This is a genomic window from Alphaproteobacteria bacterium (assembly GCA_017308135.1).
Taxonomy (GTDB): Bacteria; Pseudomonadota; Alphaproteobacteria; order CACIAM-22H2; family CACIAM-22H2; genus Tagaea.
Window position 1 is genome coordinate 201489 of record JAFKFM010000010.1, and the last position, 25788, is coordinate 227276.

Genomic DNA, 25788 nt, shown 5'->3' on the forward strand with positions numbered 1-25788 from the left:
GAATATTGATGTCGATTTCGAAAGCTTTGCGCAATTCCATTCTGGCGGCACTTGTCGTTCTCGCGTCGCCCGCTATCGCGCAGAATTTGCGTGTCGGTCTCGCGGTCGAACCGGACTCGCTTGATCCGCAATATCATCAATTCTCGCCGAACAACGCGATCGGTCGGCATCTCTACGACCGTCTTGTCCATCAGGACAAGGATCAGCGGCTAACACCGGGTTTGGCCGTATCGTGGCGTGCGACGTCGCCGACGGTCTGGGAGTTCGCGTTGCGCCAGGGCGTGCGCTTCCACGACGGCACGCCGTTCGAAGCGGCGGATGTCGCCTTCTCGATCGACCGCGCGCGCAAGGTCGAGAAAAGCCCGTCATCCTTCGCGCCCTATCTGCGTTCGATCGCGTCGGTCGATATTGATGGCGCGCATCTGGTGCGCATCACGACGCGCGAACCCAACCCGACTTTGCCGACCGATCTGTCCGTCATTGCGATCCTATCGGCGAAGCTGCATGCGGAAACAAAGCAGGAGGAATTCGCCGCCGGCAAGCTTGCCGTCGGGACGGGGCCGTATCGCTTCACCAGCTGGTCGCGTGGCGACCGCTTGACGTTCGAACGCAACGATTCCTACTGGGGCGGTGCCGCCCCTTGGGCACGGGTCGAGTTCCGCATGTTGACGGCCGATGCGACGCGCGTCGCGGCGCTGCTGGCCGATAGCGTCGATATCATCGAGAACGTGCCGCCCGCATCGCTCGCTTCGTTGCGCGCGAATGCGCGCTTTCGCGTGGCGGCGGCACCGTCGAACCGCTTGCTCTTCCTGTCGCTCGATTCCGCGCGCGACCAAACGCCCTTTGCGACGGACCTCGACGGCAAACCATTGCCCGCCAATCCGTTCAAGGATGCGCGCGTGCGCAAGGCGTTCTCGCTCGCCATCGCGCGCGAGGCGCTGGCCGATCGCGTCCTGGAAGGTGTGGGGTCGCCCGCGGCCCAGTTGGTGCCGCCCGGCTTTTTCGGTCACGATCCGGCTTTGAAACCGGCCGCGCAGGATTTTGACGCCGCGCGCAAGTTGTTGGCCGAAGCGGGCTATCCGAACGGTTTCGGCGTCACGCTGCACGGGCCGACGAACCGCTATGTCGGCGATATCGCGGCGGCGCAAGCGGTCGCCCAGATGCTGACGCGTATCGGCGTGCAGACGAAGGTCGAGACGATGCCGCCGAGCATTTTCCTGACGCGCTCCGCCGTGCCGGATTTCAGCTTCATCCTGATCGGCTACGCGGCCGTCAGCGGCGAGGCGTCGTCCGCCTTGCGCGTGCTGATCCACAGCTTCGATCGCGAGCGCGGCCTGGGCGCCAATAATCGTGGCCGCTTCGCCGATCCCGCGATCGACGAAACGATCCGCAAGGCGCTGGTCGAGGTCGACGACGCGACGCGCGAGAAGATGTTGCAGGCGGCGACCAAGGCGGCGATGGATCAGGCAGCGATCATACCTTTGATCCACTACACCAACTTCTGGGCCAGCAAGGCGGAGATCGCCTATGAAGGCCGAGCGGACGAATATACGCTGGCGATGTCGGCCCGGCCGCGCAACTGAGCGCGCGAGAAATCTTGAATTCGACGTCGTTATCGATTGGACATTTGATCGAACGTGGTACGGACTGACATTTGGCCGTGCTCATCGACGAATGACAAAGATCGACTCATATGGAGAAAACGATCGTCGCCTTCAATCCGCGCCCTCGCTCGCCAGCGTCGAGTCCAAGCGATGCGCCATGCGAGCGGCAAATGTCGGTGACGATGGCGAGGCCCAGCCCTGTGCCGGGCGGACCGACCTCGTCCTTTCTCGGGACCCTGTAGAACGGTTCGATCACGCGCGCCCGCTCCTCGGGTGCCACGCCCGGACCATTATCTTCCACTTCGAATTCCGGCGTTGGATCGCGGCGTGTGCGAACGACGATCTGCCCGCCCGAAGGCGCATAGCGGATCGCGTTCTCGACGAGATTGACCATGGCTTCGCGCAGCAGCATCCGATCGCCGTGCACGCGGGCGGAAGGGCCGGGCGGGACGTCCAGCGTCAACGAGATGTCCTTCGCGACGGCCTTGGGCGCGAGGTCGAGACAGACTTGCCGCGCCAACACGTCGAGTTCGACCGAAACGAACTCGCTCGCCGGCCCCGCTTGCTCGGCGCGCGCAAGGCTCAATAATTGATTCGAGAGGTGAACCGCCTGATCGGTCGTCGCCTTCAGCGAAATGAGAATTTCGTCCAGCGCCGGTCGATCGACGGCCCTCGCGGCGAGTTCGGAATGCGTCTTGAGCAACGTGAGCGGGGTGCGCAGTTGATGCGAAGCGTCGGCGATGAAGCGGCGTTGCCTGTCGATCAAGGAACGCGACATCGCCATATAGTGGTTGATCGCGCCGATCAGCGGGCGGACCTCGCGGTGAACAATGGTCGGATCGATACGCGAGAGATCGGCTGGACCCCGGCTTTCGACTTCGCGCCGCAATCGGATGAGCGGTCCCAGCGCCAGCCGCAATGCGAACAACGCGAGGACCGCCTGCACCGCGACAAGGAACGCCTGGCTCCAAAAGGAGTCCAGCATGATCTGGCGCGTCAGAATGTAGCGCGCGTCCATCGTTTCGCCGACCTGAATCAGAGCGATGCCGCGGATGTCGCCGTCGTAGACCGGTTGATGCAGCGCCGCCGCGCGCAGGCGATTCCCGTCGTAGACGGCATCGTAGAAATGAACCAGCGCCGGATAGGCGTCCGAGCGCGGCGTGCCTTCGGGCATCGATGGGAAATCCCCGTAGCCGGATATGACTTCGCCGTTGATGCCCGTGACTTTGTAGTAAAGGCGCCCGGGCGAGTCCGATTCGAAGATATCGAGCGCGACATACGGAACATCGACGATGATTCGGCCGTCGCGCGTTTGAATACGTTCGGATATCGCGCGCGCGGTCGCCAGCAATGTTCGATCGTAGGCGAAGTCGACGGCGGTCAATGCGTTTCCGTAGGTCACGATCGTATTGACGACGATAAGTCCCGCCAGCGGCAGCAGCAGCCATCGCATCAATTGTCCGCGCAGGCTGCCGAGCGGCCGCGCGGCGGCGGGCGCGTCATCGTCCATCGTCGGCCTCCAGCAGATAGCCGATCCCGCGCAGCGTTACGATCCGTACGCCGCTGCCTTCGAGCTTCCGGCGCAGACGATGGACGTAGATCTCGATCGCATCCGTGTTGGCGTCGGCGTCGGAAACGAAGATGCTTTCGAACATCCGCTCCTTGCTCACCGCCTTTCCCGGGCGCGCGAACAAAGCTTCGAGCACGGCCCGTTCGCGCGGCGTCAACGTCAAGTCGGTGCCGCCGCAGGAAAAGACGCGTGCGCCGCTGTCGAAGACGAGATTGCCGTAGACGATTCGCGCGGCCGTATGGCCTTGACTGCGCCGGATCAAGGCTTTGACGCGCGCTTCCAACTCGGTGAGTTCGAAGGGCTTCGCCAGGTAGTCGTCGGCGCCGAGATTGAGCCCTTGGACGCGGTCCGAAACCGTACCGCGGGCGGTCAGGATCAGGACCGGCGTGGTTGCTCCGCGTGCGCGCAGCCGCTTCAGAACGTCAAGCCCGTCCAGATCCGGCAACGTCAAGTCGAGGATCACCAGCGCGTAGCTTTGATCGCGCAACAACGCGTCGGCATCGAGCCCACTGGATGCGAGCTCGACCGTGAACTCGGCGTCGCGCAGGGCTTTCGCAAGCCAACGCGCCAAGTCGCCGTGATCTTCAACCAAAAGAATCTTCATCGATCTGACGCGGGCGTTCCGCGCCGTTCCATGTCGAGTTATATTGACATCGAATGTATCCCAAAAAACGAAGGCCGGGAGCAGGTGCCGTGAAAGCCATACGCTTGGTATTGATTCTGATGGCTTTCGCCGCCACGGTGACCCGTGCCGCCGCGGCGGACGAAGAATGCGTCGTGCCCGCCCGCCAGGGCGGCGGATTCGATCTCACCTGTCGTTTGGTGCACGCGCTTGCCGAAGAGACAGGCGGCTTGCGCATCACCTACATGCCGGGCGGCGTCGGCGCCGTCGCCTATAACATGATCGTCGCGCAGCGCCGCGCCGAGAGCGGCACGCTGGTCGCGTTCTCCGGCGGATCGCTGCTGAATTTGGCGCAAGGGAAGTTCGGTAAGTTTACGGGCAAGGAGGTGCGCTGGCTCGCCACGATCGGCGCCGATTACGGTATGGTCGCCGTTCGCGCCGATGCGCCGTTTCGCAATATCGGCGAATTGTTGGCGGCCGTCCGGCGAACGCCAAGGCGTCTTGTTTTCGGCGGCGGCGGCACGATCGGCAGCCAGGATTGGATCAAGGCCGCGTCGCTGCTCCGGGCCGCGAATATCGGTCATCGGGCGTTTCCGTACGTATCGTTCGAAGGCGGCGGCGAAGCATCGACGGCGCTTTTGAGCGGCCATGTCGATGTTTATACGGGCGACGTGTCCGAAGTGCGGAATCTGTGGCGGGAAGGAAAGATCAGAATACTTGGCGTTCTCGCCGACGCGCGTCTGGAGGGCGAGTTCGCCAACGTGCCGACGGCGAAGGAACAAGGCTTTCCTGTGACCTGGCGTATCGTGCGGGGATTCTATCTCGGGCCCGACGTTCCGGCGGAAAATTACGAGCACTGGGTCCGGCGCTTCGATACGTTGCTGGCGAGCGAAACTTTCCGAAGGGCGCGTCATCAGAGCGGACTTCTTCCTTTCGATAAGACGGGTCGGGAAATCGACGCGTATATCGACGGCGCGCTCGCCGAGTATCGCGCGATGGCCGAGCGCTTCGGTCTGATCAACTGACGCGCGGGCTTGGCGCTGCCCGTCACGGCGCGGCCGCGCGGCGGCGCCACCAATTCAACGCCAGCGGCGCCATCACGATCAGGATCGCGCAGACCCAGAGGATCTGGGAGATGGCGCTGTGGAAAAGGATCGACGCATCGCCGCCGCTGATGGCCAGCGCGTTGCGTAAGTTCTTTTCCGCCACGTCGCCCAACACGAACCCCAAAATGATCGGTGCCAGATCGAACTCCAATTTGCGCGCGAAGTACCCGATCACGCCGATCCCGAGCATGAGGAAAATCGAAAAGACGCTGGAATAGGCGCTGTACACGCCCAGGAAGGCGAGAACGACGATGCCGGGAATCAGCACCCAGTTCGGCACCGTCAGCATCCGCACGAACACATGGATCAACGGGAGGTTCATCAACAACAGCAGGATATTGCCGATATACATCGAGGCGATCAGACCGCCCGCGAGTTCGGGGCGGTCGGTGAAGAGCTGTGGTCCCGGCATGATGTTGTAGAGCATCAGCGCGCCGAGCATGACGGCCGTCGTGCCGCTACCGGGCACGCCCAGCGTCAGCATGGGGACAAATGCGCCGCCGGCCGCCGCGTTGTTCGCCGCTTCCGGTGCGGCGAGGCCCCGGATGTCGCCCTTGCCGAACGTGCCGCGGTCGAGCAGACGTTTCTCGGTCGTGTAGGAGATCGCGCTGGCGACCGACGCCCCCGTGCCCGGCAGCACTCCGACGACGAAGCCGATGCCGGTTGCGCGCAGCGTCGACCCGATACAAGCGCGCATATCGCTCCAGCTGGGAAAACCCTTGCCGACCTTCACGGGCGTGAGTTTCCCATGAAACTCCTTTTCGAGGAGCAACAGAACTTCGCTGATCGAGAACAGGCCGATCACCAGGATGATGAACTCGATCCCGTCGTAAAGCTCGGGCTCGTCGAACGTGAAACGATATGCGCCGGACGTCGGATCCAGGCCGATCGTGGCGAGCATCAACCCGAGAACGCAACCGATCATCGTCTTGACGGGTTCGGCGCCGACCATCGAACTGAGTGTGGCGAAGGCGAATACCATCAGCACGAAGTACTCCGCCGGGCCGAAACCCGTCGCGAGCCTGCCCAGCATCGGGGCGAAGAAGGTAAGACCGACGACCGCGATGATGCCGCCGACGAACGACGAGATGCCGCTGATCGCAAGCGCTTCGGCCGCACGGCCTTGGCGCGCCATCGGATACCCGTCGAGCGCCGTCATCACCGCGCCGGCGTCGCCGGGAACGTTCAACAGGATCGACGAAATGCGACCGCCATACTCGGCGCCGTAGTAGATGCCGGCGAGCAGAATCATCGTGCTCTCGACCGGAACGCCCAGCGTGTAGAGCAGGGGCAGCAGCAAGGCGATCCCGTTGATCGGGCCGATCGCCGGAAGCGCGCCGACGATCGTGCCGAGGAAGCAGCCGGCGAGGCCGTAGAGCAGGTTCTGCCACTGCAAAGCGACGCCGAATCCGGTCCAAAGGTAATCCAATGACATGTTTCAGAATCCGAAGATCGAGCCGAGAGGAAGTGGGACTTCGAAGATCCAAGTGAACAACGCGTACCAAACCACTGCGTTGGCGGCGCCGGTCGTTAACGACTGGCCGAGCGTCGCGCGGAACAGGCGCGCGATCCCGGCGCACATCAGGAACGTCGCGAGCGGGAAGCCGAGGCTCGGATAGAGGGCGGCGCCAAAGAAGCAGAGCGCGAGCAGGGTTAGAATTCGCACGAGCAGCGCGCCGACGGGACGCTCGTCGCTGAGGCCCGGTCGCGCGATGTAGCGCAGCGACAAAAGGGCGAGACAGCCGGCGAGGAACAGCGGAAAGGCGCGCGGTCCCCACGGATCGGACGAGAAGCTGTATTCGATTTGTGCCGCGGCGGCGCCGTACGCGATGGCGAACGCCAGAAGGATCATGCCGGGGACCTGCATATGCATCGATACGGGGTTGTTTTCGTTCCGCACGTTGAGTCTCCAGCAATTGAGAGAAGGCGGGACCGCTTTGGCGGCCCCGCCTCCGGGATCCGGCGCTTAGAGGCCGGCTTCTTTCGCGAGAAGTTTGAAGCGCGCGACGTCCTCTTTGACGCGCTTATCGAAGTCGTTGCCGATCACGGTGAACGGGAACAGGCCGCGCGCGGTTCGCTCCGCCTCGAACTCCGGCGTCTTGCTGAGCTTGGTCAGCGTATCGGACCACCAGGCGAAATCGGCGTCGCTGACTTTGGCGCCGACATAGTAACCGCGCCAAACGGTCCAAACCGCATCCACGCCCTGCTCGCGGGCGGTCGGCACGTTTGCGAGATCGCCGGGCAGGCGCTGCTCCGACATCACCGCGAGGATGCGGATCTTTCCGGCTTTGTGATGCTGGCCCATCTCGCCGGCGTCGCCCGACGCGATTTTGATATGGCCGCCCTGGAGTGCCGTCATCACCGCGCCGCCGCCTTCGAGGGCCGCGTATCGCATCGCGCGCGGCGCCACATCCACCGCTTTGGCGAGAACGGCGATTTTCATCCAATCCTGGCTGCCGACGGCGCCGCCGCCGCCAACCGGCAGGGCCCCGGGGTTCTGCTTGAACGCCTGCAGCAACTCGCCGAGGGATTTGTACGGGCTATCCGCCGCGACGGCGATGACGCCGAAATCCGCGCCGAGACCGCCGACCCAACGCACCGCCTTTTCGTCGTGGCGCCCGAATTTTCCCTGGGCCAGCAACAGCGCCGAGCCGGTCGAGGCGGCGACGATCAAGCCGGCATCGCCGGGGCGGGTGCCGACGACATGGTTATAGGCGACGGCGCCGACACCGCCTTCCATATAGCTCACGGTCATCGGGCGCTGAATCAGCTTCGCCGCAAGCAGGGAATTTGCGGCCAGGCGGCACGTCAGATCGAAACCGCCGCCGGGCTGCGCGCCGGCAAGGCATTCGGTCCGCTCCGGCGCCGCGAAGGCCGGTGGCGTAATGGCGAGAATGACGGTGGCGGCCGTAGCCGCGAGAATGCGACGCATGGGAGTTCCTCTCGATTGTCGTTCCCGGCAGATATTGTCTCTGCCTTGCGCCAGTCTATGCGGGGCGCCTTTCAATTAGCTTTCAGCGCCCAAGATATCGACGCGCCGATCCGACGGCGCTTCATGTTGTATCGATCGGGCGATACCAAGTTCGCCGCGACACCCGGGACCGAGCCTTAGAAGATTGGAGAAAACGACATCAATGCTGGTGCGGGAACCGAATCAAAATAGGGATTGCGGTCTAAACTCGTAGAATGCGGACGCGCGGGAACCACCCAAACGTCGAGCGCTAGATCTAGAAAATCAGGTGTGCCCTTCCACTCCACCGGCCGAACGGCGCCGTTTCCCCTTTCTCGACATTGCCGATTGGGGTATCGGCGGATTACTTGATCGACGACACGGCCGCCGGTAGCGCTGCATTCGGTACGCCGCGTGATGCGACATGCGCGACGACGCTGCCGTCCTCGAGTGCCTTTTCGTCGAAGAAAAGATCGAATTGCGAGCCGTCTTCGATCTGGACGCGCAGGCTTTTGTGATTGAAGGCGGCGCGCAAAGTATCTGCCGAGGCTGTGACTTCGCCGCTGAAAGTCCATTCAGTGTCAATTCGGGAGAATATATCGAGATCGTAGCCGATCGGTTCATCGGCAGCATTCCCGCGTTTGAGAATGCCCTTGCCGATGATCTTTCCCAAATAACGCATGTCTTAATCCTTCCCAGCGTGTTGTTGCTGTCCGGTCGGCGAGACCGCGCGCGAAGTCCCGTGCAGGTTCGATATCGGACGCCGATAGGGCGGGTATGTCGCCGTTCGCTTGTTTCAATAAGGACGGCTGGCATCGACGAACGCTTGCGCGGCTCCCACGTGAACGGGAGGCGATGGCGTACGAACGCCGATCATACTCTTGTGCTGGAACTGGCGCATCATTCGCCGCTTCGATTGGGTCGTTCCGTTCGACGCGATTGATCGGTCGTTATTCATGGCACGCGACGCCGGTGCCGGGCGGCATCCGGTAGCGTAGCATTCGGCGCTATCAAGTTGGCCGCACCTCCTGTATGCTGCCTTCCTGTTCCGAGCCGAAGGATCCTTGGGTCGATCTTCGAAGCTCCTAACGGCCAGTTTCCGGCCGACAGCGACATTCACGGGCGTTTCTCATGGCGAGGGCTTTCGGCCAACGCCATACGCCTACGCCATGCTGGCTTAATCTATCCCTCATTGCATCGCGACGGCCTCCCGCCGGCCGTACCTACTTCGCTTTGTATAGGTTGACGAATCTGCGAGGTGGGGCAGTCGATTCAGAATTGCGCGCGAAACATATCGCGGGCTGAAGGATCAAAAAATGTTCAAATTCAAAATTCCCGAGCAGACGACGCCGTTCGTCTGGGGCGCCGTCGCCGGCGCGATCGCCCTCGCGATTGTCGGCTTCGGGTACGGCGGTTGGGTTACCGGAGGTTCGTCGCAGCAATTGGCCAGCAACGCGTCCAACCAAGCCGTGATCGCGGCGTTGGCGCCGATCTGCGTGAGTGGCTTCAAGGCCCAAGACGATGCCGCCCGCAAAGTCACCGAGTTGCTCGCGATCAGCACCTGGTCGCGCGGCGACGCGGTGGAGAAGAGCGGCTTCGCCGCGATTCCGGGGAATGAAGCGCGCAAGGGCGATATCGCGCGCGCCTGCGCCGACATTCTCGGCCGTACATGAAGCGGGCATGGCGTAGATTTCGATCGTTCCCGCGAAGGACGGCACGGAACGTTTGCGTGGCGCGTTCCGTGCGGCGGGCAAGTGCGTGCCGCGCGGTGTGGCTGACCGGCATGTCCGCATGCTGATCCGTTGCGGCTATGAAATGACCTTGCGATGCCAAACGCCAACCCCGTTGGTCTGTCTTCTCTCGGTCCACGCCGATCGCGCCGCCGATATTCGCCGCAACGTCACCGTGCTGACGAATCCGCACGTGAGCACCACTTCGTTTCGTGATCCGTTCGGGAATATCTGCCATCGGTTGGTGGCGCCGCCGGGCGAAATGACGATCTTCGGCGACGCCGTCGTCGAGGATGACGGCCTGCCGGACCAATACGCGCCCGAAGCGACGGAGACGCGCGTGCAGGATCTGCCGAACGAGGCGCTGATCTACCTTACCGGCAGCCGATACTGCGAAACGGATCTGCTGAGCCAGATCGCCTGGAACCAATTCGGCGCCGTGCGGCCGGGTTGGGGACGCGTGCAGGCCATCTGCGATTTCGTCCATCGTCACATTCGTTTCGACTACATGCAGGCGAATGCGACACGCAGCGCGTTCGGCGCCTTTCGGGAACGCGTCGGCGTCTGCCGGGATTTCGCGCATCTTGCGATCGCGTTGTGCCGGTGCCTCAACATCCCGGCCCGTTACGTCAACGGGCATTTGGGCGATATCGGCGTACCGGTCGTGGCGCCGATGGATTTCGGCGCCTGGATCGAAGTTTATCTGGACGGCGCGTGGCACACGTTCGATCCGCGCAACAACGAGCCGCGGATCGGCAGGATCGTCGTCGCGCGCGGCCGCGACGCCGCGGACGTTCCGCTCGTCAACTCCTTCGGGCCCCATGTGATGACGTCGTTCAACGTGTGGACGGCCGAGATCGTGGAAAACATCCGGCGCGCTTGAAGTTCGACCGCTTCGCCGGCGCGCCGTTTTCGCGGGGCGTGGCCGGGCAATTCGCATACTCCCGAAAGGACATACGAACATGGCTAAAGGTCAACGGCGCAGCAATCGCGAGGCGAAGAAGCCGAAGCAAACGAAGCCGAAGCCGATCCAGGCGGGGTCATCCACAGACCAGGTAAAGAGGGTCGTCAGCGAGAACACCCAGCGGCAGAAGGGCAAAGTCTGACGCCGGCGATTTCGTGGACCGCCGGATGGCGGCGATGAAGTTGACGATCGAGTTCTGTCGTACGCGCGATCCCGACGGCGCGCAGGCGGTCGTCGGGCGGGAGACCATGCGCGTGGACGATCTGCCGACGGCGGTGGCCAATGCGCGGCGTCTCGCCGCGACACTTAATATGCCCCAGCAGCCGGACTCGATTCGAATCAAGGATCCCGACGGGACGACGTTGTTCTCGTGTCGGCTCGACGTCCCGGATGCGTCCGGAACCTAGAGAAGTGCCGCGCACCGCACGCGCGCCCTGCCGGATCGATCCAGCGAGGTTGTCATGACGCTCTCATTCCCGAACGAAAGCCGGCATTTCGATCGACAGCAGAACGCCATTTGCTTCGTCGGTCATGACGGAATGTTCGAGGTCCGCTTCTTCGTCGATGTGGGCGCTCTGGCGAGCCCCGGCGCATCCGTCGATCAATATCTCTGCGCGTTCGAGACGGCGCGTGCCGCAATTTACCGTGCGGCGAGCAAAGCGTATGCGCGCAGCCGCGAGAGCGGCTATCGCCTGATGGCATCGGATATAAAATAATCGCGACTTGGAATCTTTCAGGCGATTGTCGGCGCGGGGCAGGGGGCCGGTGGCTGGGGAACTGTGATGTCGCTTCCGCCCGGCAAGCCGCTGGGCGTCTTCCTCGCCTCGATTGTGACGGCCGTGCCTGGATTTTCTGTTGTCGGCATATGAAGCGGACGCTGTATCGATCGACCGCGCGCCCGCACATACGCGCGCGCGAGGCGAGTGAGACCGCAGTCTTAAAGTCCCGGTTTCGAATTTTGGTGGATCTCTATTTTCCGCCGAAGACCTCAAAATGCTTTCTAAACTAGGACACTCGCATTGACATGAAATGTTTTTGCGCGGGCCTGAGGGACTGGGCTCGCGGCGATGCCCCTCGGGATTCAAATCCCGCCGCTGCGACCATCACGAGAGACGAAGAAGCCCGCCCTTGGGAAACCAAGCGGCGGGCTTCGGTGTCATTGCGATCGGTCGGCCGGGCTTAGCCTTCGCGCAGCCAGACCAGCATCTCGCCCTTGTCGCGATTGTCCCAGGCGTAATAGGGCACGGCTTTGATCGGGCTGGGTTTGCGCGCGACCGGCGCTTGACGATACAGGTCTTGGCCCCAGCCTTCGGGATCGTCGGCCAGCGCCGTACCCGACAGCGTCACCACGCCGCCGAGCAAGCCATCCTCGAACTTCGCGTCGATCGCGGCGTTCGCCGGCAGGACGTAGTTGTTCAGCGGGCGCTTGTTGTCCGCGCCTTCCAGGCAATAAAGCAGCGGCCCGCGCATCAGCGCGACGCGGCCCGCATCCTGGCGGATCGCCGGATTGGCGAAGACGCGCTCGACCGGCATGTCGAGCGAAAGCTCGATCGCGTCGCCCGGCTTCCACGTCCGATGCAGATGGGCGTAGCCGTCGCGGGTGACGGATTTGAGATCGACCGCTTCGCCGTTGACGCGCAAAGTCGCCTGGCGGCACCAGCCGGGAATGCGCAGCGCGATATTCAGCGCGCGGGACGTCCCCGGATCGACGTCGATGCGGATGGCGCCGTCCCACGGATAGCGCGTCGTCTGGCGCAGACGCAGAGGGGCGCCCGCGACATCGAGGGTCGCTTCGCCTTGGTCGTAGAGATGGATCGCGACGCCGTCGGCGGCGATGCCGTAAGCGTAGGTGCCGATCGACGTGACGAGCCTTGCGATATTCGGCGGGCAGCACGGGCAGCGATGCCACACCCAGCGATTATGCTTGCCCCGGCTTTCGAGTGGGTTTTCGTAGAAGAACAGGCTGCCGTCCTGCGACATGCCCGACAGAATGCCGTTATAGATCGCGCGTTCCATCACGTCGGCATAGCGCGTGTCGGGGCCGAGACCGAGCATGCGGTTGGCCCAGAAGGCGAGGCCGATCGCCGCGCAAGTCTCGGCATAGGCGCTTTCGTTGGGCAGGTCGTAATCGGCGGTGAAGCCTTCGTTATGCGCCGACGGACCGATCCCGCCGGTGACGTACATGCTTTTCGTCACCAGATCGTTCCAAAGCTTCTCCAATGTGGTTTTCAGCGATGCGTCACCGTACTCGGTCGCGAGATCGGCCATCGCGGAATAGAGATACATCGCGCGCACCGCGTGGCCGACGACCTTGTCCTGCTCGCGCACCGGCTTGTGCGACTGGTTGTATTCGTAGGTCGAATGGAAATACTCGGCCGGGTTTTCGCCGCGCGTCAGCGCTTCCTGGGTGAAGTAATGCGGCTCGCGCCCGCGCTCGTCGACGAAATAGCGCGAGAGTTCCATGTAACGCGCTTCGCCCGTGGCGCGCGCGAGCTTGACGAGCGCCAGCTCGATCTCCTCATGGCCGCAATAGCCGCGGCGCTGACCTTCCTTCGGGCCGAATTCGCGGCCGATATGGTCGGCGTAGCGCGCCATGACGTCCATGAATTTGCGCTTGCCGGTCGCATGGAAATACGCGACCGCCGCTTCGATCAGATGGCCCGCGCAATAAAGCTCGTGGCAATCGCGCAGATTGGTCCAGCGCTTGCCCGGTTGCATGCGGGTGTACCAGCTCGACAGATAGCCGTCGGGTTGTTGCAGCCGCGCGAACATATCGACGATCTCGTCGACCATCTTCTCCAGCGCCGCGTCGGGCTTGCCGGACAGCGCGTAGGCGGCGGCCTCCAGCATCTTGGCGACGTCGGAATCCCAGTACATCTGCGACGTGACCGAGCTGCGATGGAACGGCAAGCGCATCGCCGGGATCGGGCGTGCCGGATCGATCTGATCGAACATCCCGGCCTTGTCGCAACGCTCGCGCAGGATCGGGATCGTTTTCTCGCGCACCGCCTGGATGCGCGAGGCCCAGAACCCGGTCATCGCGACGGCGGGAACGGCGGGCGGGCGATATTGTGCGAACAGGGCGGAGATCGTCGATTTGCTGGCGGAGGCCGTCATGGATGTTGTCCTTGTTTGTCGTGCGTCGGGTCTGCGTTACTTCACCGCGCCGGCCGTCAGGCCGCGCATGTAGTAGCGCTGCAAAAGCAGGAAAAGCAGCAGGCAGGGCATCATCATCAGAGTCACGCCGGCCTGGACCGCACCCCAGTCGACGGTGCCGAACTGGCCGCTGCGCACGGCGGTGACGAGGATCGGCAGCGTGAACAGCTTGTTGTCGGTCAGCAGGATCAACGCCGCCAGGAATTCGTTCCAGCTGGCGAGGAACGCGAAGATCGAAACGGTGATGATGCCCGGCGCCACCAGCGGCAGCATGATGCGCGTGAGGATGCGCACGCCGCCGCAGCCGTCGATGCGGGCGGCTTCGTCGATCTCGCGCGGCACCGCTTCGAAGGCGTTGCGCATCATGAAGACCGAGAAGGGCAGCTGCAGCGTGGCGTAGACGAGGACGAGGCCGACCAGCGAGTTCGACAAGCCGATCCAGGACAGGATCAGGAACAGCGGCGTCAGCAGCGATTGATACGGGATCATCATGGTCGAGATGATCAGCACGAAGATCACGTTCTTCAGCGGGAAGTGGAAACGCGAGAAGCCGTAGCCCGCGAGCAGGCTGACGATTCCCGAAAGCCCCACGGTGCCCAAAGCCACGAACAGGCTGTTGGCCGTGTGCGTCACCAAGCCCGAGCCGAAACCGTCGAGCGATTGATAGGTTTCGTAAGTGATGCGCGAAGGCCAGGGCGGCAGCGGCGGCAACGCCGCCTCGGCGGCGGGCTTGAGCGACGACAAGGCGGTCCACGCCAGCGGGGCGAGGAACAAAGCCGCGATCACGAAGCCCAGGCATTGCTGGGCGAAATCGAGCGCGAACGGACTTCTGCGGCTTGCGGCCATCACTGACCCTCCTTCGTGCGCAGCAAATAGAGTTGGACGATGCTGAGCACGACCAAGATCGCGAGCAGCGCGATCGACAACGCCGCGCCGTAGCCGAGTTTGAAGGACACGAACGAGGTGTTCATGATCCAGTAAACGGCGCTGAGCATCGAGTTGTCGGGGCCGCCGGCGGTGATGATGTAGAACTGGTCGAAGGCCAGCACCGAATGCGTGACCGACAGGATCAACGCCAGCGCGAAGGTGCGGCGGATCAGCGGGAAGGTGATGTAGCGGAAGCGCTGCCAGCCGCGCGCACCGTCGATACTGGCGGCTTCCTTCAGTTCCGGCGGGATCGCCTGAAGCCCGGTCAGCAGCAACACGATGCTGGTGCCCGACGCCTTCCACACGACCATGACGATGATCGAGATGAAGGCGGAGGTCGGCTGCATCAACCACGAAACCGGCCGGTCGATCAGGCCGAGTTTCATCAGCGCCGGGCTGAACAGCCCGAAATCGACATTGGACAGCCAGACCCAAAGGAGGCTCGCCGAGCCGAGACCGAGCACGACCGGCAGGAAGAACGCCGTGCGGAAGAAGCCGACGAAGGGCCGGGGGCGTTCGACGAAGAACGCGAGCGGGAAGGCGACCGCGAAGATCGCGATCGTGACGACGATCGTGTATTTGGCCGAGAACCACAGCGCGTGCCAGAAGCTGGTATCGGTCAGCATCGTCGCGTAGTTGCGCAAGCCGATGAAGCGCGGGCGGCCGAGTAGCGGCCAGTTATGCAGCGACATCCACCCGACCATGACCAGCGGCACGAGGAAGAACGCGGTCAGCAGAATCAATGCGGGCAGGATCAGCAGCACGCCCAGCCAGCGTTCCTGGCCGACGACGCCGCCTTCTCCGCGCAAGCTGCGGCGAAGTTTGTCCTTCCAGGTATCCTTGCGCGTCGCGGGGGCGGCGGGGCTGGCCATATCGAACTCCGGAGAACGGCATCCCGGACGGCACTGGGGCCGTCCGGGACGCGTCGTCGTCAGTTGGCTTCGTTGATGATGCGCTGGAACGTCGCTTGCGCCTGCGCGATCGCGCCGTCGACGTCGTTGCCGAAGATCGCGCGTTGATGCAGCGTGACCCACGGCCCGTTCAGGCTGTTGAACAGATCGTTGTAGACGGTGGAGCGCGGCGTGCGCCCGCCCTTGTTCACCGCCTCGGCGACCGTCAAGTAGCGCGGATCGTTTTCCTTCAACGCGGCGGCGGCGATGTCGCCGCGCACCGGCAAGCTGCCGTATTTGCCCAGCAACGATTGCCCTTCCAGCGAATAGGCGAAATCGACGAACTCCCGGATCGCGGGAAGCCGGCGCGTGCCGCGCGAAACGACGATGTTGTCGCCGCCCGCGAAAGACGCGAAGCCGCCGTTCTTGCCGGGGATCGGCGTCACGCCGAATTCGACATCGGGATAGCGCGTGGTCAACACGCCGATCGCGAAGGCGCCGGTGATGGTCATGCCCACGCGGCCGGCCGCGAAGCCGGTCAACGCGTCGGGACCGGTATCGGCGACGACGCTTTCCGGCATCACCTTCTTCGCCCACAAATCGCGATAGAAGCCGATCGCCTCGCGCAGCTGAGGCGAATCGATCGTCGCCTTCTTGCCGTCGGCGCTGAGCACTTCGCCGCCATTGGCCCAGACGACGGGCAGGAAGCGGAACGCCGCCGCACCGGCGCCCGGCACGTAATAGCCGTAGCGGTCGTTGCCCAGCGCGCGGATCTTGACGGCGGCGTCGGTGATCTCGCCCCAGTTTTTCGGGGGCTTCTCGGGGTCGAGGCCGGCTTCGCGGAACAGCTTCTTGTTGTAGACCAGCACCGAACCTTCGGCCGAGAAAGGCAGGCCGTAGAGCTTGCCGTCGAGCTCGCCCAGCTTGCGATGCGCGGGCGACAGGCTTTCGAAATACGGCATCTCCTTCGTCCAGGGCGACAGATCCTGCAATTGATCGGCGCTGGCGAAGGCGGGGGTGTAGATCAAATCGAGCAGCAGGAAATCCGGCGCCGAACGCGCGGCGGCGGCGGCGGCGTATTTCTGCACCATCTCGCGCGCGACGACGATGTCGAGCTTGATCTGCGTCTTGCCCTTCGCATTGAACGCTTCGACGAAGGGGCGGATGACGTTGGCGACGTCGCTGCGCGCCCACATCGACAACGGTTCTTGCGACCAGGCGGCGGTGGAGAGCATCGGCGCCGTCATTGCGGCGCCCAGGAAAGTTCTGCGTTTCATCGTTTCCTCCCTTTTTGAATTTGAATTGCTTGGCGTTCGGGTTTCGTCGGCGCGTTAACTTCGGTCCGGGCTTCCGCAGGACCGCCGTATGACGAGTTTGCTGGGCACGCGGCGGATGCCGGGCGTCGCGTCCTTGCCTTCGATCAGCGACAGCAAGGTGAGACCGGCTTCCGCACCAAGCGCCTTGAGATTGGGATCGACGGTGGTGAGGGCAGGGCGCGTCGCCGCGGCGATGACGTCCCAATTGTCGAAACTGACCAGCGCGATTTGTCCGGGCATGTCGATGCCGCCTTCGCGCAGGCCGTCGGCCATGCCGCGCGCGATCTGGTCGCTGCCGCAAACGATCGCGTCGGGCATTTGCGATTTGCCGGCGATCAGGCGGCGCGCGGCGTCGCGGCCCCATTCTTCCGACCACGCGCCGAACAACTCACTGTCGGGCGGCGGGGCGAGGCCCACTTCCTTCAACGCCGCGCGATAGCCCGTTTGGCGCAGGCGCGTGGCTTCGAAACTTTGCGGGCCGCCGACATGGGCGATGCGTTTGCGGCCCAGCCCGATCAAATGGCGCGTGGCGTCGAAAGCGCCGCCTTCGTCGTCGGGCAGGATGCAGATCGCCCCCGGATCGGCGCTTTGCGCATAAGCATGGACGACCGGAATGCCGAGTGTGGCGATATCGAGCGGGGCGAGATAGTCGGTGCGGCGCGCGGTCAGGATCAAACCGTCGATGCGCTTGGCGAGCAGCGCGTCGAGATGGCGCTTCTGCCGTTCGAGATCGTCGGCCGCGTTGCACAGGAAGACCGACACGCGATTGTCGGACAACGCTTCCTCGATCCCGCCGACGATGGGCAGGGTGAAGCGGCCGTAGATATCGTTCGACAGAATGCCGACCGAAAAGCTGCGCCCGCGATGCAGGCTTTGCGCGAGGTCGTTGGGCCGGAAGCCCAAGCGGTTGGCGACCGCGATCACATGCTCGCGCGTTTTCGCCCCGATATGGCCCGTGCCGTTCAGCGCCTTCGACACGGTCGAAATGCTGACGCCGGCTTCGGTCGCGACATTGCGGATGGTGACGGGGGTGCGCAAGGCGGCAGGTTTCCTCAAAACGGCGATTCCGCCGCGTTATGAAAAGACGCTACGGAAAAGCTTTTCCTAAGTCAATAAAAGCTTTTCCTAAGGCGAAAACAGCGGCTTTCGAAAGCTCAAGCGGCCACGCGCCGGGCTTTGCGCCGGTTCGCCATGCGGGCGGCCAAAAGCACCGCCGCGCGTGCCGCGCCGGAATTCGCGATGCCTTTGCCGACGATGTCGTAGGCCGAAAGTGCTGTCCGCACTCGAAACGCTTGCCGCGCGCCAAGCTTGCATGAATGCAACCGACGCCGAAATCGCCGATCTGCGCGCGTTGCACGACGAAATGATGCGCCATTGCGCGCGCGGCGACCGGCTCGACTATAATAAATGCAATCAGGCCATCCATACGCGGCTGGTGGCGCTGTCGGGCAACGCGTTTCTGGCCGCGACGCATGAAAGCATCCAATCGCGCTTGCGCCGTATCCGCTTCGTCGGTCATGAAGGACCGGAAAAATGGGCGGGCGCCGTCGCCGAGCACGCGGCGATGATCGCGGCGCTCGAAGCGCGCGACGCGGACAGATTGGCGGCGATCGTGGTAAGCCATCTCGACAACACATGGGAGCGCGTGCGCGAACTCGCCTGACGCGCGCCGATAAGGGGGAGATGCGATGCGGCTGGGAGTTATCGCCGACGATTTCACCGGCGCGAGCGACGCCGCGAATACGCTGGTGCGCGGCTTCATGTCGACGGTCCAATCGGTCGGCATACCGCAAGGCACCGCCCCGGAATGCGACGCGCTGGTCGTTTCGTTGAAGACCCGCACGATTCCCGTCGCCGAGGCGGTGCGCGAATCTTTGGCGGCGCTGGAATGGCTGATCGCGGCCGGCTGCGAACAGTTCCTGTTCAAGTATTGCTCGACCTTCGATTCCACGAAGGACGGCAATATCGGCCCGGTTGCCGCGGCGTTGCGCGCCCGGCTGGACGCGAAGATCGCGATCGTTTGCCCGGTGGCGCCGTCGCTCGGCCGCACGCTTTACCAGGGCAATCTGTTCGTCAACGGCACGCCATTGGCGGAATCGGGCATGCGCAACCATCCGCTGACGCCGATGACCGATTCCGATATTCGCCGCTGGCTGGCGTATCAAACGACCGTGCCGGTCGGTCTCGTCGCCTACGAAACCGTCAAGAAAGGTGCCGCCGCCGTGCGCGCGGCGCTCGACGCCGCGATCGCCAAGGGCCAAGGCTTTGCCGTGACCGATGCGGTCGACGACGCGGATCTTCTGGTTTTGGGCGAAGCGGTTGCCGACGACGTTCTCGTGACCGGCGGCTCAGGCATCGGCAAGGGGCTCGCGGCGAATTTCGTCAAAAGCGGGAAGGCGGCGAAACCGATGGCCGAGCCCTTCATCGCGGGGCCGGGTGTCGCGTTGTGCGGCTCGTGCTCGGAAGCGTCGCGCCGCCAAGTGAAAGCGCATGCCGCGTCGCATCCGGCTTTGGCGATTTCCGCCGATGCGGTGATCGAAAAGCGTACGGATGTCGCCGGGGCGCTCGATTTCGCCCGCGCCAATAAAGATAAGTCGCCGCTGATCTATTCGAGCGCCGATCCCGCCGAGGTGCGCGCCGCGCAACAGCGTTACGGAACGACGGTCGCGGCCGAAGCGCTCGAAAGTTTCTTCGGCATGCTGGCGGTGGCGTTGCGCGACGCGGGGTTCACGCGTTTGGCGATCGGCGGCGGCGAAACGTCGGGCGCCGTCGTTTCGGCGTTGGGCGTTTCGACGATGCGCGTGGGGCCGGAGATCGACCCCGGCGTGCCGGTCTTGACCGTCGCGGGCGCGTCGCCCTATCGCTTGGCGCTCAAAAGCGGCAATTTCGGCGCGGACGATTTTTTCGCGGCGGCGCTGGTCGCCCTCGCGACCGGTAAGGGAAGGGGTTAGGGCGATGGCGGCGAATTCGGGCGGCAGTGAATCAACGATCCGCGAGTGGATCGCGCGCCATGGCGAATCCCTTTACGCGCGCGGCTATGCGCATGGCAGTTCGGGCAATATCAGCGCGCGGATCGATGGCGGCTTCCTGATCTCGCCGACCAATTCCTGCTTGGGGCGGCTCGATCCCACGCGCATCTCCAAAGTCGCCGACGACGGCACGCATGTCGGCGGCGACAAGCCGTCGAAAGAGGCGTTTTTGCATCTCGCGATGTATCGCAAACGCCCGGCGTCGAAAGCGATCGTTCATCTGCATTCAACGCATTGCGTCGCGGTGTCGTGCATGTGCCACGACGATACCAGCGACGTGTTGCCGCCGATCACCGCCTATTACGTGATGCGCATCGGCAAGCTGCCGCTCGTGCCATATTATCCGCCGGGCGAACGCTCGCTGGCCGACGCGGTCGCGGCCTTGGCCGAGAAGCACAACGCCGTGCTGCTCGCCAATCACGGGCCGGTGGTCGCGGGCAAGTCGCTCGACGACGCGGTCTATTCGGTCGAGGAACTCGAGGAGACCGCCAAGCTCTATCTGCTGCTCAATGGCCCGAAGGCGCTCAGCTACCTTACCAAAGCGCAAGTGGCGCAACTCGGCGAATTGTTCCCGAGTTAAACGGTTGACTGCGGCAGATCGCGCCGAACCACGTGAGAGCAGCGCAGACTTGAAGGTTCAGCCCGAATACGGACGGTCAGCCGCAGAATCCCGCCCTGGGAAGCCGGCGGCGGGCGTCGGCGTTATCCAGTCGAATCGACCACTGACACTTTGGTGGAAGTGACCCGCAATCGGTTTGGGGCGAGAAAACCCGGTCAGGTCGATTTGGCTTTAGTCGCCGCACCGCTCGACGCGGTTATTTAACGCGTCGCTTGTCGGCGATCTGGGCGACCGCTTCCCGTGCGCGTTCCAGCGCGTCTTCCAGCCCGTATTCGATATGGTGGCTCAACGCCGCCATCGCGGCTTCGCGGTCGCGCTTGCGCAACGCCGCGACCACCGCGTCGTGATCGGCGACGATCTTGTCGATATTCGAAGGGCCTTGGCCGGTCAGCGTTTGCGAAATGCGCTGGTGATAGGCGAGGCGTTCGTAGGATTCGATGATGAACGGGTTCGCCGTCAGCCCGACGATGATGCCGTGGAAGCGCGCGTTCAAATCGATGAACGCTTTGAAGTCCTTGAACTGCACGCCGTAGCGGCCTTTGGCGATCAATCGGTTGACGAGATGCAATTCGTCGATCGTCGATTGATCGATGCGCGCGAAGCCGTGCCGCAGCGCGCCGACCTCGATCACCACGCGCGCTTCGAACAGATTGCGCATCTCGTCCGTGCCGGGGCCGGGTGCGACGCGATAGCCCTTGTTCGCCTCGTGCACCAGCAGGCGTTCGGCGTGCAGGCGCGCCATTGCTTCGCGCACCGGGATCAGACTCGTGCCGAACTCCGCCGCCAATTGATCGATCACCAGACGCTGATCCGCGATCAAAACGCGATCGGTGATGCGCCGGCGCAATTCCTCGTGAATCAGATCGACGAGGTTGTTGCGCCGGAACGGCAAAGCGGGCTCGGGTGCCGCTGGCGCGGGCGTATCCGGCACCGGGGGGTTGATTTTCTTCGGGCGGGCAGGGGGCATCGCGCGGCGTCGATCCTTGATTCGGCGGCGAGTGTAACCCGCAACGCGGGAGCGCCGGCTAATTCATGTTGAATCCATAGATCATATATGATCTATTGCTCGCCAACGAGACCTTAATCGGGGAGCGGGACGACCTGCCCATGAGCAAAGCGAAGCGGAAAAGTGCGGTTCTGAAGGGTGTGCGCGTTCTCGATCTGACGATCGCGATGGCGGGGCCGCTGGCCACGTCGCGCCTGTCGGATCTGGGCGCAGAAGTGGTGAAGGTCGAATCGCCGGCCGGCGATTTCTCGCGCCTGTGGCCGATCGACGGCTTCTGGCACGGCAACGAATCCAGCGCCTATCTGATGCTCAATCGCGGCAAGCGTTCGCTGTGCCTCGATCTGAAAAAGCCGGAAGCGGCGGCGGCGATCCGCAAACTGATCGAGACTTCCGACATTCTGGTCCAGAATTTCCGCCCGCGCGTCGCGGCCAAGCTCGGCATCGACTACGCCAGCGCGCACAAGATCAATCCGAAACTCGTCTACGTGTCGATCAGCGGTTACGGCGACACCGGTCCGATGGTCGATCGCCCGGGGCAGGATTTGCTGGTGCAGTCCTTCTCGGGCCTCACCTTCAACGGCGGCTCGGGCGACGGGCTGCCCGTGCCGTCGCCGATCTACATGATCGATACTTGCGCCTCGCATCTCGCCAGCGAAGCCGCGCTCGCCGGTTATATCGAAGCGCAGCGCACCGGCATCGGCCGACAGTTCAAGGTGTCGCTGCTCGCGGCGGCGCTGGAAATCCAGATCCAAGAGGTTTCGACCTATCTCAACACCGGCCGCATGGCGCCGCGCTCGGGCTATCCCTTCGCCAGCGTCTATATGGAGCCGCCATACGGCATCTATCGCACGAAGGACGGCTTCATCGCGATCGCGCAGGCGAAATTCCCGGCACTCGCCGAAGCCTTCGACGATCCGGAAATGGTGAAACTGGGTGAGGCGGCGCCGGCGCACGCCGATGTTGACGCGCGGCGCAAATGGCGCGATTCGGTGGCGGCGCGCGTCGCCCCGTATTTCGCGGCGAAGACGACGCAGGAATTGATCGACCTGCTGACGCCGCGCGACATCTGGGTCAATCCGGTGCAGACCTACGCCGACCTCGCGAAGCATCCGCAGTTCGAGAATTTCGTGACCGAAATCGATCACGCGGGCGGGCGCTACAAGACGCTGGCCCCGGCGATCGATACGGGCGAGGCGCGCGATCTGGATACGGCGCCGCGATTGGGCGAGCACAGCGACGATGTGTTGGCCGATTTGGGATTCGCGAAAGCCGAGATCGCCGCGTTGCGTGCGGCGGGAGCCGTGAAATGAGCAAAGGCCTGATCTATCTCGAACGCGACGGCAATGTCGGAGAACTGGTGCTGAACCGCCCGGAAAAGCTCAACGCGCTCACGCCCGACATGTTCCGCCTGCTGCGCGATCTGTCGATGGAAATCAATGAGACCGACGATATCCATGTCGTCCTATTCCGCGGCGAAGGTCCGCGCGCCTTCTGTGCGGGCACCGACATCAACACGCTGAAGGAGTATCCGGATTTCTGGGCGTGGCGGAATCGCGTGGATTACGTCACGCAGATCCGCGCGATCCGCAAGCCGGTGATCGCTTGCGTGCACGGTTACGCGCTGGGCGGCGGGCACGAGCTCGCGGTCGCGGCCGATATCCGTATCGCCGCCGCCAACGCCGTGTTCGGCGCGCCGGAAATCCGCCTCGGCTGGGTCGGGGCGGGCGGTACCTCGCAATATCTGCCGCGCTTGATCGGTTACGGCCAGGCGATGCGCGTGCTGCTGACCGGCCAGCGTATCGACGCGCAGGAAGCCCTGCGCATCGGTTTGGTCGAGGAAGTCGTCGAGACGGGCAAGGAACTGGATCGCGCGCGCGAGTTGGCGTGCGAAATCGCGAGCTACTCGCCCATTGCCACGCAAACGACCAAGGCGGCCGTGCGCGCGGGCATGAACGGCAATCTCGAACTCGGCTTGCAGATCGAAAACGAGCTTATGGCGCTGTGCTTCGCGGCGGGCAACGACAAGGAAGGTGCCAAGTTGTTCGGCGAAAGGAAACCGAAGTGACCGGGGCTGCGCGAATCGTTCTGCGCGGGCTCACTTGGGGCCATCGCCGGGCGATCGATCCGCTGCGCGCGAGTGCCGCAGCATTCGCGCGGGAGAATCCGTCGATCGCGGTCGAATGGGACGTGCGCAGCTTGGAAGCCTTCGAGCATCAGGCGCTGCGCGATGCGGTCGTCGGCTTCGACTATGTCGTGTTCGACCATCCGTTCATCGGTACGATCGCCCAGGCGGGGATCTTCGCTCCCCTCGACGACATTCTCGGCGTCGTGCCGAACGGCACGTCGCCCGCGCAATATGCGGGCCCGTCGCTCGACACCTATCGCTGGAAGGGCAAGCTGTGGGGTGCACCCGTCGATGCCGCCACGATGCACGCGATCGGCCGTCCCGATTTGCTGCCTTATCCGTGGCCCGAGAAATGGGACGCGGTGATGGCGCTGGCGGCCGAGTTGCGCCGCAAAGGCCTTTGGATCGGCCTCGCCAACGGCGATCATCACGGTTTTCTGTTCGCCGGCAGTCTCATGTACAACGCGGGCGCGCCGTGGCATCGCGGCGACAATCCCGCGTTGGACTTCGATTCCGCCGCATTCGAAGCGGCGCTCGAGCGACTGATGGCATTGCGGCCCTACGCGCACCCGGATTGCGAGAAATGGAATTCGATCCGGCTGCACGATGCGATGACGCAGGCCGACGATATCGCCTATTGCCCCGGTACTTACGGTTACGCGACCTATGGCGAGGCGGATTTCGGGACGCGACGCCTGGGCTTCGGGCCATTCCCCGGCACGAAGGCACCTTATTGCGCGGGGACGTTGATCGGCGGGGCGGCGGTGGGCCTGACCGCGCATTCGACGAATGTCGCGGCGGCGAGCGCCTATCTCCGCCATCTGATCGATCCGCGCGTGCAGATCGAGATCTTCGGCATGAATCACGGCCAGCCCGGCGTCGCGGCGGCGTGGGACGACAAGATCCTCGATGCCCGTTTCAACGGCTACTACGCGGCCGTCGGCCCCACATTGCGCGCCGCCGGCGTGCGGCCGCGCTTCGCGGGCTTCGGTTTGTTCGAACGCGCCGCGGGCAAGATCGCGGTGCGGTGCACCGGGGGCGAGATTTCCGTTCGCGAAACGGTGCGCCAGGTTTCGGAACTGGCGGAAAAGACGATCGCCGGGATGGCGGCGACGGTTTGAGGCGAATCCAACGTAACGTGCGAGACCCGAAGCCGGGCGCGCATCGACAAAAAGGAGGAAGCGATGAAAAGACGGGCATTCATGGCGACGGTGGCGGGGGCCGGTGCGGCTTTCGTGACGTCGCGTTCGCAGGCGCGTACGGTGCTGCGCGTGGGCACGGGGCAAGCTGCTGCCGACCTTCAGGTGACGATCCTGAACGAAGTCGCCGAGCGCGTCGCGCGACGCACGAACGGCGAGTTGACGTTGCAGCTTTTCCCCGGCGGGCAGCTGGGCAGCGAGCGCGACGTGCACGAGCAGGTGAAGCTCGGCGCGCCGATCCTGACGATCGTCGATTCGGGTTACTTCGCCAACTACACCAGCCGCGACGTCGGCATCCTGTCGGCGCCGTTCGTCTTCACGAGCTATGATCAGGTGCGTCGCGTGCTCGCGTCGGATCTCGCGCGCGGCTGGTTGCAGCGCGCCGAAGGCAACGGCATCCGCATGCTGTCGTTCAACTGGTTCTTCGGCGAGCGGCACATCGTCGGCAAGAAGCCGTTTCCGGAAGTCGCCGACCTGCGTGCGGTCAAGTTCCGTTTGGCGCCGATCCCCATTTACATCGACTCGTTCAAGCAATTGGGCGTGTCGCCGGTGACGATCGATTTCGCCGAAGTCTACGGCGCGTTGCAGCAGGGCGTCGTCGACGCGGCCGAAGGCCCGCTGGCGTCGATCTTCTCCTCGAAGCTCTACGAACCCGCGCCGAACGTTTCGTTGACCGGGCACGTCAAGCAGGTGCTGGGCGTCATGATGAACAAGGGCGTGTTCGACGGCCTGCCGGCCGCGCATCGGACGGCCTTGGTCGAGGAATTCACCGCCGGCGGCGATCGCTACTCCGAGCAAGGATTGGGGAAGATCGGCGAGATCCGCGCCCAGATGGAGCGCAGCGGCGTGCGCTTCGTGAATGCGAACGTGGCGGCCTATTCCGCGGCGGTCGTCCCGATGTATCAATCCTATAAGGATTGGACCGCCGGTCTGATCGACCAAGTTCGCACAATCGCGGGCGCGGCCGGTTGATTT

25 protein-coding genes and 1 pseudogene are annotated in these 25788 nt (G+C 63.8%); 13 read left to right on the plus strand and 13 right to left on the minus strand.

The window, feature by feature from the left end; all coding sequences use genetic code 11:
- The first annotated feature begins 8 nt into the window (after nt 1-8).
- A complete protein-coding gene (locus tag J0H39_17840; GenBank protein ID MBN9498618.1) occupies nt 9-1583 on the plus strand; it encodes an ABC transporter substrate-binding protein in 1575 nt (524 codons plus the stop codon).
- Nucleotides 1584-1689: 106 nt separating this feature from the next.
- Here the strand turns inward: J0H39_17840 and J0H39_17845 are convergent, their stop codons facing one another.
- Together J0H39_17845 and J0H39_17850 are read right to left on the minus strand one after the other, a co-directional pair.
- Complete coding sequence (locus tag J0H39_17845) at nt 1690-3114, minus strand: sensor histidine kinase N-terminal domain-containing protein (GenBank protein MBN9498619.1); 1425 nt, start codon at nt 3112-3114, stop codon at nt 1690-1692.
- The gene (locus J0H39_17850; GenBank protein MBN9498620.1) at nt 3104-3778 is read right to left on the minus strand and encodes a response regulator; all 675 of its coding nucleotides are present in this window, start codon (nt 3776-3778) and stop codon (nt 3104-3106) included. Before J0H39_17850 ends, J0H39_17845 begins: the two co-directional genes overlap by 11 nt.
- Nucleotides 3779-3831: 53 nt before the next feature.
- Here J0H39_17850 and J0H39_17855 point away from each other — a divergent pair, with 53 nt between their 5' ends.
- Nucleotides 3832-4821 (plus strand): tripartite tricarboxylate transporter substrate binding protein, encoded by a 990-nt coding sequence (locus J0H39_17855; GenBank protein ID MBN9498621.1) that lies wholly within the window; start codon nt 3832-3834, stop codon nt 4819-4821.
- Between the two features lie 22 nt (nt 4822-4843).
- Here the strand turns inward: J0H39_17855 and J0H39_17860 are convergent, their stop codons facing one another.
- From J0H39_17860 to J0H39_17875, 4 genes are all read right to left on the minus strand, one after another.
- Nucleotides 4844-6337 (minus strand): tripartite tricarboxylate transporter permease, encoded by a 1494-nt coding sequence (locus tag J0H39_17860; protein ID MBN9498622.1) that lies wholly within the window; start codon nt 6335-6337, stop codon nt 4844-4846.
- Between the two features lie 3 nt (nt 6338-6340).
- Nucleotides 6341-6769 (minus strand): tripartite tricarboxylate transporter TctB family protein, encoded by a 429-nt coding sequence (locus J0H39_17865; GenBank protein ID MBN9498623.1) that lies wholly within the window; start codon nt 6767-6769, stop codon nt 6341-6343.
- A gap of 99 nt (nt 6770-6868) precedes the next feature.
- Nucleotides 6869-7834 carry a tripartite tricarboxylate transporter substrate binding protein gene (locus J0H39_17870; protein MBN9498624.1) on the minus strand — a complete coding sequence of 322 codons (966 nt, stop codon included), beginning with the start codon at nt 7832-7834 and terminating at the stop codon, nt 6869-6871.
- Nucleotides 7835-8216: 382 nt separating this feature from the next.
- A complete protein-coding gene (locus tag J0H39_17875) occupies nt 8217-8534 on the minus strand; it encodes a hypothetical protein (GenBank protein ID MBN9498625.1) in 318 nt (105 codons plus the stop codon).
- 634 nt (nt 8535-9168) lie between these two features.
- On the opposite strand from J0H39_17875, the gene J0H39_17880 reads away from it, so the two are divergent.
- From J0H39_17880 to J0H39_17895, 4 genes are all read left to right on the plus strand, one after another.
- The gene (locus J0H39_17880; GenBank protein MBN9498626.1) at nt 9169-9525 is read left to right on the plus strand and encodes a hypothetical protein; all 357 of its coding nucleotides are present in this window, start codon (nt 9169-9171) and stop codon (nt 9523-9525) included.
- Nucleotides 9526-9643: 118 nt separating this feature from the next.
- The gene (locus tag J0H39_17885) at nt 9644-10465 is read left to right on the plus strand and encodes a transglutaminase family protein (GenBank protein MBN9498627.1); all 822 of its coding nucleotides are present in this window, start codon (nt 9644-9646) and stop codon (nt 10463-10465) included.
- A gap of 257 nt (nt 10466-10722) precedes the next feature.
- The gene (locus tag J0H39_17890; protein ID MBN9498628.1) at nt 10723-10953 is read left to right on the plus strand and encodes a hypothetical protein; all 231 of its coding nucleotides are present in this window, start codon (nt 10723-10725) and stop codon (nt 10951-10953) included.
- 54 nt (nt 10954-11007) lie between these two features.
- Nucleotides 11008-11262, plus strand: coding sequence for a DUF1488 domain-containing protein (locus J0H39_17895; GenBank protein MBN9498629.1), 255 nt, complete (start codon nt 11008-11010; stop codon nt 11260-11262).
- A gap of 463 nt (nt 11263-11725) precedes the next feature.
- Here J0H39_17895 and J0H39_17900 read toward each other — a convergent pair whose 3' ends face one another.
- The 6 genes and pseudogenes from J0H39_17900 to J0H39_17925 all read right to left on the minus strand — a co-directional run bounded on the left by J0H39_17900 (nt 11726) and on the right by J0H39_17925 (nt 18103).
- A complete protein-coding gene (locus J0H39_17900) occupies nt 11726-13663 on the minus strand; it encodes a glycoside hydrolase family 127 protein (protein MBN9498630.1) in 1938 nt (645 codons plus the stop codon).
- A 36-nt stretch (nt 13664-13699) separates the two neighbouring features.
- Nucleotides 13700-14548, minus strand: a complete 849-nt coding sequence (locus J0H39_17905; protein ID MBN9498631.1) for a carbohydrate ABC transporter permease — start codon at nt 14546-14548, stop codon at nt 13700-13702.
- Nucleotides 14548-15501 carry a sugar ABC transporter permease gene (locus J0H39_17910; protein ID MBN9498632.1) on the minus strand — a complete coding sequence of 318 codons (954 nt, stop codon included), beginning with the start codon at nt 15499-15501 and terminating at the stop codon, nt 14548-14550. Before J0H39_17910 ends, J0H39_17905 begins: the two co-directional genes overlap by 1 nt.
- Nucleotides 15502-15560: 59 nt before the next feature.
- Nucleotides 15561-16796 (minus strand): sugar ABC transporter substrate-binding protein, encoded by a 1236-nt coding sequence (locus J0H39_17915; GenBank protein MBN9498633.1) that lies wholly within the window; start codon nt 16794-16796, stop codon nt 15561-15563.
- Between the two features lie 54 nt (nt 16797-16850).
- The gene (locus J0H39_17920) at nt 16851-17855 is read right to left on the minus strand and encodes a LacI family DNA-binding transcriptional regulator (protein ID MBN9498634.1); all 1005 of its coding nucleotides are present in this window, start codon (nt 17853-17855) and stop codon (nt 16851-16853) included.
- 134 nt (nt 17856-17989) lie between these two features.
- Nucleotides 17990-18103: pseudogene (locus J0H39_17925) on the minus strand (4-hydroxythreonine-4-phosphate dehydrogenase).
- Nucleotides 18104-18147: 44 nt separating this feature from the next.
- On the opposite strand from J0H39_17925, the gene J0H39_17930 reads away from it, so the two are divergent.
- From J0H39_17930 to J0H39_17940, 3 genes are read left to right on the plus strand one after another with little or no spacing between them, the layout of a single operon-like run.
- The gene (locus J0H39_17930) at nt 18148-18498 is read left to right on the plus strand and encodes a GntR family transcriptional regulator (protein ID MBN9498635.1); all 351 of its coding nucleotides are present in this window, start codon (nt 18148-18150) and stop codon (nt 18496-18498) included.
- Nucleotides 18499-18523: 25 nt separating this feature from the next.
- Complete coding sequence (locus J0H39_17935; GenBank protein MBN9498636.1) at nt 18524-19786, plus strand: four-carbon acid sugar kinase family protein; 1263 nt, start codon at nt 18524-18526, stop codon at nt 19784-19786.
- Nucleotides 19787-19790: 4 nt separating this feature from the next.
- Nucleotides 19791-20444 (plus strand): aldolase, encoded by a 654-nt coding sequence (locus tag J0H39_17940; protein ID MBN9498637.1) that lies wholly within the window; start codon nt 19791-19793, stop codon nt 20442-20444.
- A gap of 235 nt (nt 20445-20679) precedes the next feature.
- On the opposite strand, the gene J0H39_17945 is transcribed toward J0H39_17940, so the two are convergent.
- Entirely contained in the window at nt 20680-21414 is a 735-nt protein-coding gene (locus J0H39_17945; protein ID MBN9498638.1) for a GntR family transcriptional regulator, read from the minus strand.
- 176 nt (nt 21415-21590) lie between these two features.
- On the opposite strand from J0H39_17945, the gene J0H39_17950 reads away from it, so the two are divergent.
- From J0H39_17950 to J0H39_17965, 4 genes are all read left to right on the plus strand, one after another.
- Complete coding sequence (locus tag J0H39_17950; protein ID MBN9498639.1) at nt 21591-22799, plus strand: CoA transferase; 1209 nt, start codon at nt 21591-21593, stop codon at nt 22797-22799.
- The gene (locus J0H39_17955; GenBank protein MBN9498640.1) at nt 22796-23554 is read left to right on the plus strand and encodes an enoyl-CoA hydratase/isomerase family protein; all 759 of its coding nucleotides are present in this window, start codon (nt 22796-22798) and stop codon (nt 23552-23554) included. Before J0H39_17950 ends, J0H39_17955 begins: the two co-directional genes overlap by 4 nt.
- Complete coding sequence (locus J0H39_17960; protein ID MBN9498641.1) at nt 23551-24735, plus strand: extracellular solute-binding protein; 1185 nt, start codon at nt 23551-23553, stop codon at nt 24733-24735. Before J0H39_17955 ends, J0H39_17960 begins: the two co-directional genes overlap by 4 nt.
- Nucleotides 24736-24798: 63 nt before the next feature.
- Nucleotides 24799-25785, plus strand: a complete 987-nt coding sequence (locus J0H39_17965; GenBank protein MBN9498642.1) for a C4-dicarboxylate TRAP transporter substrate-binding protein — start codon at nt 24799-24801, stop codon at nt 25783-25785.
- Nucleotides 25786-25788 lie beyond the last annotated feature (3 nt).

Excerpts from the sequence above, each read along its gene's own strand:
- J0H39_17840 (MBN9498618.1), top strand. The coding sequence starts at position 9 with ATGTCGATTTCGAAAGCTTTGCGCAATTCCATTCTGGCGGCACTTGTC.
- J0H39_17845 (MBN9498619.1), bottom strand. The coding sequence starts at position 3,114 with ATGGACGATGACGCGCCCGCCGCCGCGCGGCCGCTCGGCAGCCTGCGC.
- J0H39_17850 (MBN9498620.1), bottom strand. The coding sequence starts at position 3,778 with ATGAAGATTCTTTTGGTTGAAGATCACGGCGACTTGGCGCGTTGGCTT.
- J0H39_17855 (MBN9498621.1), top strand. The coding sequence starts at position 3,832 with ATGTATCCCAAAAAACGAAGGCCGGGAGCAGGTGCCGTGAAAGCCATA.
- J0H39_17860 (MBN9498622.1), bottom strand. The coding sequence starts at position 6,337 with ATGTCATTGGATTACCTTTGGACCGGATTCGGCGTCGCTTTGCAGTGG.
- J0H39_17865 (MBN9498623.1), bottom strand. The coding sequence starts at position 6,769 with ATGCAGGTCCCCGGCATGATCCTTCTGGCGTTCGCCATCGCGTACGGC.
- J0H39_17870 (MBN9498624.1), bottom strand. The coding sequence starts at position 7,834 with ATGCGTCGCATTCTCGCGGCTACGGCCGCCACCGTCATTCTCGCCATT.
- J0H39_17875 (MBN9498625.1), bottom strand. The coding sequence starts at position 8,534 with ATGCGTTATTTGGGAAAGATCATCGGCAAGGGCATTCTCAAACGCGGG.
- J0H39_17880 (MBN9498626.1), top strand. The coding sequence starts at position 9,169 with ATGTTCAAATTCAAAATTCCCGAGCAGACGACGCCGTTCGTCTGGGGC.
- J0H39_17885 (MBN9498627.1), top strand. The coding sequence starts at position 9,644 with ATGCTGATCCGTTGCGGCTATGAAATGACCTTGCGATGCCAAACGCCA.
- J0H39_17890 (MBN9498628.1), top strand. The coding sequence starts at position 10,723 with ATGAAGTTGACGATCGAGTTCTGTCGTACGCGCGATCCCGACGGCGCG.
- J0H39_17895 (MBN9498629.1), top strand. The coding sequence starts at position 11,008 with ATGACGCTCTCATTCCCGAACGAAAGCCGGCATTTCGATCGACAGCAG.
- J0H39_17900 (MBN9498630.1), bottom strand. The coding sequence starts at position 13,663 with ATGACGGCCTCCGCCAGCAAATCGACGATCTCCGCCCTGTTCGCACAA.
- J0H39_17905 (MBN9498631.1), bottom strand. The coding sequence starts at position 14,548 with ATGGCCGCAAGCCGCAGAAGTCCGTTCGCGCTCGATTTCGCCCAGCAA.
- J0H39_17910 (MBN9498632.1), bottom strand. The coding sequence starts at position 15,501 with ATGGCCAGCCCCGCCGCCCCCGCGACGCGCAAGGATACCTGGAAGGAC.
- J0H39_17915 (MBN9498633.1), bottom strand. The coding sequence starts at position 16,796 with ATGAAACGCAGAACTTTCCTGGGCGCCGCAATGACGGCGCCGATGCTC.
- J0H39_17930 (MBN9498635.1), top strand. The coding sequence starts at position 18,148 with ATGAATGCAACCGACGCCGAAATCGCCGATCTGCGCGCGTTGCACGAC.
- J0H39_17935 (MBN9498636.1), top strand. The coding sequence starts at position 18,524 with ATGCGGCTGGGAGTTATCGCCGACGATTTCACCGGCGCGAGCGACGCC.
- J0H39_17940 (MBN9498637.1), top strand. The coding sequence starts at position 19,791 with ATGGCGGCGAATTCGGGCGGCAGTGAATCAACGATCCGCGAGTGGATC.
- J0H39_17950 (MBN9498639.1), top strand. The coding sequence starts at position 21,591 with ATGAGCAAAGCGAAGCGGAAAAGTGCGGTTCTGAAGGGTGTGCGCGTT.
- J0H39_17955 (MBN9498640.1), top strand. The coding sequence starts at position 22,796 with ATGAGCAAAGGCCTGATCTATCTCGAACGCGACGGCAATGTCGGAGAA.
- J0H39_17965 (MBN9498642.1), top strand. The coding sequence starts at position 24,799 with ATGAAAAGACGGGCATTCATGGCGACGGTGGCGGGGGCCGGTGCGGCT.